The following is a 12,035-nucleotide window of genomic DNA, read 5'->3' on the forward strand; positions in this document are numbered from 1 at the left end:
ATTTTATGATTCGGTTTGATTTACGATGCAAAGCAAACTTGAACTTGATTTTATTTTTCTAATAATTGTAATAACTCTTTTACCGTTTCCATGTCATCAAAATGATGACGAACACCGTTTACTTCTTGATACGACTCATGCCCTTTTCCAGCAATTAAAATGATATCGTTGGACTGCGCCAATTGACACGCGGTTTTTATAGCTTGGCGTCTATCTGTGATTGAAACCATTTTTTTGAAATCCTGCGCAGGCACACCTTCCTCCATCTCTTTGATGATGATTTCTGGATCTTCGTTACGCGGATTATCAGCCGTAAAAATGGCTTTGTCACTCCAAGTAGTTGCCAAAGCTGCCATAATAGGTCTCTTAGCTTTGTCTCTATTTCCTCCACAACCAACTACCGTAATCAATTGCTCGTTCTTGGTGCGGATATCGGTTATGGTTTTCAAAACATTCTCAAGAGCATCGGGTGTATGGGCATAATCCACAATAGCAGTAATGTTCTCTTTCGAAACGATGAACTGAAAGCGACCTGAAACACTTTCTAAATTTGACAACAACCTTAAAACCTCTAAGCTCTCTAAGCCCAATTCTAGTGCAGCGCCATAAATAGCTAATAAATTATAAGCGTTGAAGGTTCCTATTAACTTCACCCAAACTTCATTTCCATTGATCTTAAGCAGTAAACCTGCTAATTGATTCTCTAGAATTTGCGCTCTGTAATCGGCATACGATTTTAAAGCATACGTACATTTTTTAGCTGCCGTATTTTGCATCATCACCATTCCGTTTTTGTCATCGGCGTTCACGAGTGCAAAACTACTTTTTGACAAACCATCAAAAAATGCTTTCTTGACATCTCTGTATTCTGCAAACGTTGCGTGATAATCCAAATGATCGTGCGACAAATTGGTAAAAATCCCACCCACAAACTGCAGAGATTCGGTTCTTTTTTGATGAATACCGTGCGAACTAACTTCCATAAAACAGTAAGTTACACCGGCATCGACCATTTCACGTAAGTAACGATTGATAGTCAACGAATCCGGAGTAGTATGCGTTGCTTTATACTCAACATCATCAACTAAAATTTTAACGGTAGAAAGCAAACCAACTTTAAAACCCGCTTTTTTAAACAATTGATATAGTAAAGAAGCGATAGTCGTTTTACCATTTGTACCCGTAATCCCAACCAATTTCAATTCACTTGATGGATTTTGGTAATAATTGGCTGCCATAAAAGCTAAAGCAGCGTTCGCGTCAGCCACACGGATATAAGTCACATTCGACTCCAAAACCGTTGGTAACTGCTCACAGACAACAGTTACTGCGCCCTTCGAAATGGCAGTGCTAATAAAATCATGCCCATCAGAAATTGTTCCTTTGATAGCCACAAAAACATCATTTGCTCCAATATTTCGGGAATCAAAATCAATTTTATTGATAGTTACAGTAGTTGCCCCTTGAATAGATTCAATGGCTACTTTATGTAATATGTCTTGCAATACTTTCATGATAATTCTAATAATACCGTTGCGTTTTTAACCAATGCATCTCCTGCTTGCAACGATTGTTTTTTAACTTTACCAACGCCAATCACCTTCACTTTCAGCCCAAGATTGCCGACTAATGCTACGGCATCCATGCCAGACATTCCTTTGAGGTTTGGCATAACATTGGCTTTCTTTTGCACTTTTGAATAAAAAGAAGCATAATGTGTTTCTTGTTTTTTGATCTTTCGATCAATATTTCTTATTGCGTTTGTTGAGGGCGCATCAGTAAATATCTTTTGTGCAATTCGTTTAAAAACAGGGCCTGCTACATCTGCTCCATAAAAATTATTCAGTGCTGTGTTAGGCTTGTGAACTACTACGATACAAGAGTATTTTGGATTTTCAGCTGGAAAATACCCCACGAACGACGAAGCATAATACATTCCTGTTCGACCTGCTTTACCGTAATTAACCTGAGCGGTTCCTGTTTTTCCTGCCATCGAAAACTCTTTCGAATACAATTTTTCTCCTGTTCCTTTTTTAACCACATTGGTTAAGACTGCTTTCAGTTTTACAATGGTTTCCTTCGAACAAATTCTCGGGTTAAGGACTTCTTTATCGTATTTTTTAATGGTTTTATTCCACTCCTTAATTTCAGAAACAAACTGTGGCTTCACCATTTCACCATCATTAGCAACAGCATTATAAAAAGCTAAGGTTTGCATAGGTGTAATGTGCACGCCATATCCGAAAGCCATCCAAGGCAAAGAAACTCTTGACCAATTTTTATCGGTAGGTTGCGGCACGTAAGGAATTCCCTCTCCTTTTATAGAAAGTCCCAAAGTTTTATTTAAACCAAAATTATTAAGGTGATTTACAAATTGTGACGGATTGTCTTTGTAAGCATTGTAAACCGCTTGAACTAAAACCGTGTTCGAAGAAACCTCAAAACCACGTCCTAATGAAATTTTGCCATAACCTCCTTTATGAGAGTCGCGAACTTTGCGACCGAAATACGTAACCTCTCCGCCTTTGCTATCAAAAACAGTACTCGTATCAGCTTTTTTATCTTCAAAAAGCGCCATTAAATCGGCTAGCTTGTAGGTAGAACCTGGCTCGTGAGATTCTGCAACAGCATAATTAGTGGTTTCATAATAAGTCCCGTCATTGGCGCGTCCTAAGTTTGAAATTGCTTTCACATGACCTGTTTTTGTCTCCATCACTACTACTGATCCGTGATCTGCCTCATAGGCTTCCAATTGTTTTAGCAAAGCATGATGCGCAATATCTTGTATGTACACATCAATTGTTGAAATCACATCATATCCGTCTTGAGGATCTACCTCATTTACATCACGAATTGGTTTCCATTGGCCTTTGGCAATTTTTTGCTTTAAAATTTTTCCGTCTTTACCGTTTAAATAGTCTCTAAAAGCCCATTCAATTCCTTTACCATCAACTGAAACGCCATTTTCGGTACGTTCGTAACCCACAGTTCTTTCGGCTATTTTACCAATTGGATGCTCGCGAACTGTTTCTTGCTCAACGATAATTCCACCTTTGTAAGCTCCTAAATTAAAAAGTGGGAAACCTTTAATTTTAAAATATTGCGTATAACTTAATTTTCGACCAATTAAAAAATACCTGTTTTTGTTGGCTCTGGCTTTGCGTAGTTCATTCTCGTAGAAATAAGCCGTTTTACCTAAAACAGTAACTAGCGAGTCTGATAATGCCTTTACATTTTTCTCAAAAGTTTCGCTTTTTGGAGCCAAAGCATCAAAACGAATTTCATAATTAGGTATAGATGTTGCCAATAAACTACCATCTGCAGAGTAGATATTGCCTTTGTTGGCCGGAATAACAAAATTCCTAACCGTTCTTTCTTTTGCAAGCTGACGATAATATGCTCCTTCGACCCACTGAATGTTGGTCAACTTTACCACAATAGCAATGGCCATCAAAAAGATGAAGCCTGCAACTAGGTAAACTCGGTAGGAAATATTTTTATCGTCTACTGCCATATTTTTTGAAAAAAGTTTTTCTCTTCTTTTTTAACTACTTTAATTTTAATTGGAGGAACTGTTGCTGGAAAAATTTGTTTTTCCTCCATTTTTTTCGATACGGTCGATTCCATTTTTAATTTCATTAACTCTGAACGGCGATCTACAAACTCTGATCGTAACTCCTTGACTTCATTGGTTAATGCTACAATTTTAAACACTTTTTGCTCGTAACGCTGCGTATTGGCAATCATGATTATCGCCAGTATTATTATAAAGACAATAAATCTCCAGTTTTTGAACGCATCATCGTCAACTAGAAATCGGGCTTTTAAAATATTATAAACTCCGTTTTTCATCAGTAATGCATTTATTTTTTTTCTGCTATGCGCAGTTTTGCACTTCTTGCTCTATTATTCTCCTTAATTTGCTCGTTGTTTGGAACAATTAATTTGCCTACACTTTTGAAAGGAACAGAAAAATTACCAAAGAAATCGCGTTCTGGTTCTCCGTCAAAAAGTCCGTTTTTCATAAAGCGCTTCACCAATCGATCCTCAAGAGAGTGATACGATATAATACTTAAGCGGCCTTCAGGACTTAATATTTCTAATGACTGCTCTAAGAATTCTTTTAAAACATCCATTTCTTGATTTACCTCAATACGAATGGCTTGATATATTTGCGCCAAAATTTTATTCTTTACACGATCTGGTAAAAAACGAGCTAAAACTTCTTTTAATTCGTCGGTAGTTTTTATAGGATATCGCTCGCGTTCCTCCACAATTGTTCTGGCAAGAGCAGGCGCATTTTTCAATTCCCCGTAATCCAAAAACACTCTTTTTAATTCCGCTTCTTCGTATTCATTTACAACCTTGTATGCGTTTAGATCGTTTTTTTGACTCATACGCATGTCTAAACCTGCATCAAATCGAGTGGAAAAACCGCGTTCCGGCACATCAAACTGATGCGAAGAAACTCCAAGGTCGCCCAAAATTCCATCTACACTTTTAACACCATAAAATCGTAAAAAGCGCTTGATAAATCTGAAATTCTCATTTATTAAGGCAAAGCGATCGTCATTTAATGCATTAGCCAACGCGTCTTCATCTTGGTCAAAGGCAAACAATTTACCGTTTGGACCTAATCTTTTTAATATTTCTTTGGAGTGACCACCGCCACCAAAAGTTACATCTACATACACTCCATCAGGTTTAATATTCAAACCATCAACTGATTCGTGAAGCAAAACTGGATTATGATATTCCATTGTCGTCGTCATTTAAATTCCCCATTACTTCTTCGGCTAGATCAGCAAAATCCATATCTTCACCACTTATTGATTTTTCGTATAAATCTTTATCCCAAATCTCTACAATGTTCACTGCAGAAGAAAACACTACATCTTTTGAAATACTGGCAAAAGAAACTAAATCCTTTGGTACCAAGACTCTTCCTAAAGCATCAATCTCAACCACTTTTACACCTGCTGTAAAACGACGGATGAAATCGTTATTCTTTTTAACAAATCGATTCAACTTGTTAATTTTTGCCATCATCGCGTCCCATTCTTGCATCGGATACAGCTCCAAACAAGGCTGAAACACCGAACGCTTCAAAACAAATCCGTTTTGAAGAGAAGAGGCCAACTGCTTTTTGAGAGGCGCCGGCATGAGCAGCCTTCCTTTAGCATCGACTTTACATTCGTATGTTCCGACAATTGTGTTCAAACAAAAAGTGTTTATTGATATAGAGCAAAAATATAAAAAATATTACCACTATTTACCACTTAATACCACTTTGTTAATAAGTTTAACCACTTTCCTCCCTAAATTGGTAGTTTATAGACTGTCAACACATTAGCCTTTAAAAAAGGAAAATGCAGGAAACCTTAACCTAGTTTAAACATAGCCAAATCACATTGTGTAGTTTATCGGTATTTAGATGGAATTTATCGATAAAATGAGCACTTAGGATACTGCATTTGATAATAAAAAATAGGTGTCTTACTCAAGGTTTAATGATAATTTTAGAATTAAAAAACACCCGAAAAATTCATTTTTGTTTATTAAATCCTATATTTGTCGAAATTGAAAATAGGCATTCAAAAAAAATGGAAAAACATTATAAAAAAGAAGGTAAATACAGCTATTATGAAGCAGGTGAAGGAACTCCCATTGTCATTTTACATGGCTTGATGGGCGGACTAAGCAACTTTGATGCCGTTGCCAATCACTTTTCCTCAAAAGGATACAGAATCATCATTCCTGATTTGCCAATTTATACCCAGAATATTTTAAAAACCAACGTAAAAAGCTTTGCTAAATACGTTAAAGATTTTATTACCTACAAAGGATTAGAACGCGTTATTTTATTAGGCAATTCATTAGGAGGACATATTGCGTTGTACCATACTAAAATGTATCCTGAAAAAGTAGCAGGACTAGTAATCACAGGAAGTTCTGGATTATACGAAAGCGCTATGGGCGACAGTTACCCAAAAAGAGGTGATTACGAATACATCAAGAAAAAAGCCGAAGACGTATTTTACGATCCTAAAGTTGCCACAAAAGAGTTGATTGATGAAGTGTACGAATCAGTAAATGACAGAATCAAATTAATTAAAACTTTGACTATTGCCAAAAGTGCAATCCGTCATAACATGGCCAAAGACCTACCAAAAATGCACGTGCAAACTTGTATTATTTGGGGTAAAAATGATAAAGTTACGCCACCAGATGTTGCTGAAGAATTTAATAAACTATTACCAAACTCAACTTTGTATTGGATTGATAAATGCGGTCATGCCGCTATGATGGAGCATCCGGAAGAATTCAATAGGCTGTTAGAGGAATGGCTTACGCACACTCATTTAGCAATACATTAATCTCAGCAGAGTCACATTCCCAATCTAATATGAAAATCAATACCGCCGAATTTATAATTAGTAACTCTGATGTATCAAAGTGCCCGAAGGACTTTTTACCAGAATATGCCTTTATTGGTCGTTCTAACGTGGGGAAATCTTCGTTGATTAACATGATTACCAATCACAAAAAGTTAGCAAAAACTTCTGGCCGACCTGGTAAAACACAATTAATCAATCACTTTTTAATCAACAACAATTGGTTCTTGGTTGATTTACCTGGTTACGGCTACGCCAAAGTATCTAAGAAAACAAAATCTATTTTTCAGGAATTCATCACAGATTATTTTGAAACTAGAGAGCAATTGGTATGTGCATTTGTATTGATCGATATTCGTCACGAAGCGCAAACTATTGATGTGGAATTCATGTCGTACATGGGAGAAAGTGAAATTCCGTTTTGCATCATTTTTACCAAAGCTGATAAAATTAGTAAGGTGAAAATTGACTCGCATATTGCGGCATACAAAAAGAAAATGTTTGCTAATAATTGGGCCGAAATGCCTCAATACTTTGTAACCTCGGCCACCGAAGGCATCGGAAAAGAAGAATTACTCAGTTATATTGATGAAGTAAATCAAGAAGTTTTTAAAAACAATAGTCAGTTTTAAAAACTGGTATAAAATAAAAAATCCAAATTCAGTTTTCGAATTTGGATTTTTTTTTTGATGTTTATTTCCCGCTTACAAGCTCTAACTTCTCGGCAAAATAATCACAGAAATCTTTCATGGTGTCAGCCATTTTCTCATCGTTTGTAGCGCGTTTAAAAGTATCAGCCATTGCCACTAAAGTTTGATGAAAGAAAATTTTCATCTCATCAACAGGCATGTCTTTTGTCCATAAATCAATACGCATGCTTTCTTTCGCCTTACTATCCCATATAGAAAGCATGATGGCTTTGGTATCTTCTTGTTCTACGCCACCATCAGCAGCAGACCAAGTTAATTTTTCAGGTACTCTATTTTCATCAAGTTCGATTTGAAACTTAATTTCGGAGGTGTTGGTATTAGCCATTATTTTTTAGGTTTGTATTTTGATTGAACAAATATTTCTTTAGCGTTGGTTTTTAATAATTCTGACAAAGGTACTTCGCTATTTTTCGCATACGCTCGTACAATTTGCCATCCAATCCAGGCACCAACTTGACCTGGTGAGTCGTTATCAATTTCAAGATAAAATTTAGAAAAAGGCGCCGGATTAATAAATCGTGGCGCTAATTTTTGGTCGGTGCTATACAGCATTTCTTTTTCAAGAAAGTAACGCCAAATGTAGTTTTCATTCTCTTCACACCATTTAATTTGCTCTGGAGTATATCCCATCTTGTCAGCATCTGAGTAATCAGGCAACAACAAATCTTTCATATAAAGTTGTTTCCCTTGATAAATCATCTGACTCATAAAATATTTTTCGAGTGGCAATTGCATTTTGCTATTAGCAAAACTGCTAACTACATCCGGTGCGATTTGTTTGGATTCGAAATTTTGTTTTATATACTTCGGAAACTGATAAAACTTATGCCCTTTTCCCAAATACAATTCTAGTGAAACAATGACCAAACTGTCTGCATAAATAGCTTTGCTGTTATAATCCATTTCAGCAATTATGGTGACTAACTTTGGCGTTTTTACCTCTGGGAAATAATATTTTGCATGTTTAAAAACTTCGGTCAACTCTTGCTTTACAGAATCGATATTGCTGTATTTTTTTTGTACTTCGGTGTACAATTCGCGCCACAACGGGTTTTGCATTTTTTCTATCCAAACCGCATCAGGAGTTCCTTGCGGAAAAAAGTAAGGATAACGCTTTTTGATTTTTTGAAGATCTTCTGGTTTTGTTTCAAAAAACAATTGATCAAAACGTTCCACCTTCATTTCGACAGGGATTGCTTCAACTTCTTTCTCAACCTTAGATTTCTTATCACAAGATGCAATAAAGAAACAAAAGACTACAAGAAACAGGTATTTTTTCATATTAATTTTTTAAATTTGTTAGTAAGGAATCCTGAAAAAGGAGAGCATTACAAATTGCTTTTGCAAATATACATTCCTGCTTTTTAAAACGTAATTATTATGACTAAAAAAAGAACTATCAACGTAGAGAATGTAAACGAGCAAATTGTTAATTGGCTAAAAACGTATGCTCAAAACGCGAAAGTAAATGGATTTGTTGTTGGTATTTCAGGAGGAGTTGATTCGGCCGTAACCTCTACTTTGTGTGCACAAACAGGCTTGCAGGTTTTGTGCGTCGAAATGCCTATTCACCAAGCAGCAAGTCACGTATCTCGTGCACAAGAACATATTGAACAGTTGAAAGAGCGATTCCCAAATGTGAGTAGCGATCGCGTAGATTTGACACCTGTTTTTGAGACTTTTAAAAGTGCAGTACCAACAAGTTCTGATACTGCCAAACTGAATTTGAGCTTGGCTAATAGCCGTGCTCGATTACGAATGACTACCTTATACTACCTAGCAGGTATTCACGGATTGCTAGTTGCTGGAACTGGAAATAAGGTTGAAGATTTTGGAGTGGGCTTTTATACCAAATACGGAGATGGTGGTGTCGATTTGAGTCCGATTGCTGATTTAATGAAATCTGAGGTCTATGCTTTAGGAACTTATTTAAAAATTCCAAATTCAATTTTGACCGCAGCACCTACAGACGGACTATTTGGGGACGACCGCACTGACGAGGACCAACTTGGTGCAACCTACGATGAACTTGAATGGGCGATGTTAGCATCAGAGGCAGGACAAAATGCTTCTGATTTTGAAGGAAGGCAGCGTATTGTTTTTGAAATTTACACCCGTTTGAACAATGCAAATCGCCATAAAATGGACCCAATTCCGGTGTGTTTTCTTAAAATTTAATTAAAAAAAAATATTTTCTGTTGATTTACAAATATTTACAGAATTTATTTATTAATTTTACAGCTCCAATTACAAACAATTCTAAAAAATTTTTATTATGATTAAAGTATGTATCGCCGACAACTTCCCTGTTGTGCATTTTGGAGTAAAATCTTACTTTAAAGATAATGCTGACATCTCGATTGCTGCTAACGTAGGCAATTTTATGATGGTAAGGGATATTCTTCAGACGAAGGAAATTGATGTATTAGTTTTAGATTTAGAGCTAGAAGGCCTTTCTAGTATTTTTGAAGTGAAAGCACTTTTGAAAAACTTTCCAAAAACTAAAATTATTATCTACAGTGGACTTTCTGAACAAATCTACGCACCAAATGCAATTAAAGCGGGTGTTTCTGGTTTTGTTCACAAGTCTGAAAAGTTAGAAACTCTTGGTATTTCTATTGTTAAAGTACAACAAGGAAAAATCATTATGAACGAAACTGTTAAGAAAAACTTAGCCTTAATTGCTAAGCAAAGTAAGAGCGAGCGTTTGTACAGAAAACTTTCTAACAGAGAAGTTGAAGTTTTACGTTATTTAAGCGGAGGCAAAAAAAACCACGAAATTGCCGAAATCTTGAACTTAAACGAAAAAACAATCAGTACTTACAAATTGCGTTTGTTAACTAAACTGAACGTAACCAACTTAGTTGACTTAGTTGACAAAGCTAAAAAGTTAGAGATCGTTTAGTAATAGCGAGACATTACTCTACCTAATTTTTTCGAAAAAGAATGGATTAAAATATTATAATCCATCACAAGAGATAAAGACTCCGTATTGTCTGAACCTGGTTCAGATGATAGGGAGTTTTTTAATTCTTCGATAAGACTGCCTACCAAATACCATCTCAAGGTTAAAATGGTCTCTGAAACCTCTTGTGCAATAGTTTCGGTTTTTGATTTCGGAAAAATATTTTGTCCTACCCAATTGTGCAATACCAATTGTTCATCTTCCATCAAGATATCAGTTACTTCTTGGGCAAAATCAGCATGTAGCTGCATCAAATACTGCTCAATTGTAAAACTTTCATTTTGATGATAGTAGGCAATTAAATCATTGTAAATCCCTCTAAAAAGCGGATTTGCCAATTCGACCTCATCCTCTTGCAAACTCAAATAAATGCGTTGATACACTTTATAAAGCTTACGCTCTGTAACGATTACAATTTCACCTTCTTCGTTAGCTCTATGAAAAGCATCTTCAAACTCTTCCTCATGATTGCCATAGAGCAATAATATTTCAATTATTTTGCGCTCTAATCTGTGGAGCACATCTACTTTTTCAGTAGTAATTGGATTATCATTTTTAACTACTTCAAATGCTTTTGGAGCTCCAGCTTCAGCTTGTTTTTGCTTTTTACCAATTTCAGCAATATCTTTTTGCATCAGCTGAGCGAGCGTACTTTGTAAAACTTGCTCCGAGATATCCATGATTCGGGAACATTCCTGAATATAAATTTCACGCTGAATGCGATCTGGAATTTTTGAGATACTACCCACCATATCTCTAATCAAATCCGCTTTTTTGATTGGATCATTTTTGGCCTCATTCATCAAAAGCGAGGCTTTGAACTGAATAAAATCTTTGGCATTATCCTCTAAATAAAGAACTAAATCATCATAAGGTGTTTTTTTGGCAAAACTATCTGGATCCTCACCATCAGGAAACGCACATACTTTTACGTTCATGCCTTCCTCCAAGATCAAATCAATTCCGCGAACAGAAGCGCGCAAACCAGCGGCATCACCATCAAACAAAACGGTTACGTTTTTGGTCAAACGATTAATCAATCGAATTTGATCCGGCGTCAGTGCCGTCCCGGAGGAAGCTACTACGTTCTCAATTCCGGCTTGATTGAACTGAATCACATCGGTATAGCCTTCAACTAGATAACAGTTATTTAATTTGGCAATAGATTGTTTAGCTTGGTAAATCCCATACAAAACTTTACTCTTATGGTAAATTTCGCTTTCGGGAGAGTTCAAGTATTTGGCAGCTTTTTTATCGTTGGTTAAAATTCGTCCTCCAAAACCTAGAACGCGGCCAGACATGCTTTCAATGGGGAACATCACACGTCCTTTGAAACGGTCAAAAGGTTTGTCCTCACGAGGAATAGTCAAACCTGTTGCTTCTAAAAATTCTAATTTATATCCTTTTCCGAGTGCCTCTTTGGTGAAAGCATCCCATGATTCAGGCGAATAACCTAAACTGAACTTTTTGATGGTTTCGTTTGTAAAACCACGTTCTTTAAAATAAGAAAGGCCAATGGCTTTGCCTTCCTCGGAATTTAAAAGTGTATTGTGAAAATAGGTTTTTGCAAATTCTGACACCAAATACATACTTTCGCGCGTATCGGTATTTGCTTTTTCTTGATCTGTTTGCTCTGTTTCTTCAATTTCAATATTGTACTTTTTCGCTAAATATCGAATGGCTTCTGGGTAGGTAAAATGCGAATGTTCCATCAAAAATGCAACCGAGTTCCCTCCTTTTCCAGAACTAAAATCTTTCCAAATTCCTTTGGCTGGCGAAACCATAAAAGAAGGAGATCGCTCTTCGGAGAACGGACTTAATCCTTTAAAATTACTTCCTGCTCTTTTGAGATTTACAAAATCGCCAATAACCTCCTCTACACGAGCAGTTTCGAAAACGGTATCAATAGTAGCTTTTGAAATCAAGTTGAAAAATTATTTAGGGATTGAAAAATGTAAAATTACG

General features: G+C 36.2%; 12 protein-coding genes. 4 read left to right on the forward strand and 8 right to left on the reverse strand.

The annotated features are described in order from the left end of the window. Positions 1 to 50: 50 nt before the first annotated feature. Genes ACXX8U_RS10440 through mraZ form a run of 5 tightly spaced genes read right to left on the reverse strand, consistent with a single transcriptional unit; the run spans position 51 to position 5,220 of the window. Positions 51 to 1,514 carry a UDP-N-acetylmuramoyl-L-alanyl-D-glutamate--2,6-diaminopimelate ligase gene (locus ACXX8U_RS10440; protein WP_458565791.1) on the reverse strand — a complete coding sequence of 488 codons (1,464 nt, stop codon included), beginning with the start codon at positions 1,512 to 1,514 and terminating at the stop codon, positions 51 to 53. Beyond that, a complete protein-coding gene (locus ACXX8U_RS10445) occupies positions 1,511 to 3,514 on the reverse strand; it encodes a PASTA domain-containing penicillin-binding protein (RefSeq protein WP_458565792.1) in 2,004 nt (667 codons plus the stop codon). Before ACXX8U_RS10445 ends, ACXX8U_RS10440 begins: the two co-directional genes overlap by 4 nt. After that, positions 3,505 to 3,852: an FtsL-like putative cell division protein gene (locus ACXX8U_RS10450; RefSeq protein ID WP_458565793.1), complete on the reverse strand. Its 348-nt coding sequence runs from the start codon at positions 3,850 to 3,852 to the stop codon at positions 3,505 to 3,507. Before ACXX8U_RS10450 ends, ACXX8U_RS10445 begins: the two co-directional genes overlap by 10 nt. Positions 3,853 to 3,863: 11 nt before the next feature. Further along, positions 3,864 to 4,772 (reverse strand): 16S rRNA (cytosine(1402)-N(4))-methyltransferase RsmH, encoded by a 909-nt coding sequence (gene rsmH, locus ACXX8U_RS10455; RefSeq protein ID WP_458565794.1) that lies wholly within the window; start codon positions 4,770 to 4,772, stop codon positions 3,864 to 3,866. Continuing rightward, entirely contained in the window at positions 4,747 to 5,220 is a 474-nt protein-coding gene (gene mraZ / locus ACXX8U_RS10460; protein ID WP_166133317.1) for a division/cell wall cluster transcriptional repressor MraZ, read from the reverse strand. Before mraZ ends, rsmH begins: the two co-directional genes overlap by 26 nt. Before the next feature lie 383 nt (positions 5,221 to 5,603). On the opposite strand from mraZ, the gene ACXX8U_RS10465 reads away from it, so the two are divergent. Together ACXX8U_RS10465 and yihA are read left to right on the forward strand one after the other, a co-directional pair. Then, positions 5,604 to 6,377: an alpha/beta fold hydrolase gene (locus ACXX8U_RS10465; RefSeq protein WP_166133315.1), complete on the forward strand. Its 774-nt coding sequence runs from the start codon at positions 5,604 to 5,606 to the stop codon at positions 6,375 to 6,377. Positions 6,378 to 6,406: 29 nt separating this feature from the next. After that, entirely contained in the window at positions 6,407 to 7,027 is a 621-nt protein-coding gene (yihA, locus tag ACXX8U_RS10470) for a ribosome biogenesis GTP-binding protein YihA/YsxC (RefSeq protein WP_458565795.1), read from the forward strand. Between the two features lie 61 nt (positions 7,028 to 7,088). On the opposite strand, the gene gldC is transcribed toward yihA, so the two are convergent. Both gldC and gldB read right to left on the reverse strand, forming a co-directional pair. Continuing rightward, entirely contained in the window at positions 7,089 to 7,430 is a 342-nt protein-coding gene (gene gldC, locus ACXX8U_RS10475; RefSeq protein WP_210787780.1) for a gliding motility protein GldC, read from the reverse strand. Then, positions 7,430 to 8,386, reverse strand: coding sequence for a gliding motility lipoprotein GldB (gene gldB / locus ACXX8U_RS10480; protein ID WP_458565796.1), 957 nt, complete (start codon positions 8,384 to 8,386; stop codon positions 7,430 to 7,432). The genes gldC and gldB overlap by 1 nt, the downstream gene beginning before the upstream one ends. A 99-nt stretch (positions 8,387 to 8,485) precedes the next feature. On the opposite strand from gldB, the gene nadE reads away from it, so the two are divergent. Together nadE and ACXX8U_RS10490 are read left to right on the forward strand one after the other, a co-directional pair. Next, complete coding sequence (nadE, locus tag ACXX8U_RS10485; RefSeq protein ID WP_458565797.1) at positions 8,486 to 9,283, forward strand: NAD(+) synthase; 798 nt, start codon at positions 8,486 to 8,488, stop codon at positions 9,281 to 9,283. A gap of 97 nt (positions 9,284 to 9,380) precedes the next feature. Continuing rightward, complete coding sequence (locus ACXX8U_RS10490; RefSeq protein ID WP_166133304.1) at positions 9,381 to 10,010, forward strand: response regulator transcription factor; 630 nt, start codon at positions 9,381 to 9,383, stop codon at positions 10,008 to 10,010. Here the strand turns inward: ACXX8U_RS10490 and dnaG are convergent. Next, complete coding sequence (gene dnaG, locus ACXX8U_RS10495) at positions 10,007 to 11,995, reverse strand: DNA primase (RefSeq protein WP_458565798.1); 1,989 nt, start codon at positions 11,993 to 11,995, stop codon at positions 10,007 to 10,009. The two genes, ACXX8U_RS10490 and dnaG, sit on opposite strands and share 4 nt — an antisense overlap. Between the last annotated feature and the right edge of the window lie 40 nt (positions 11,996 to 12,035).

It is taken from the genome of Flavobacterium sp. GNP001 (assembly GCF_054343775.1).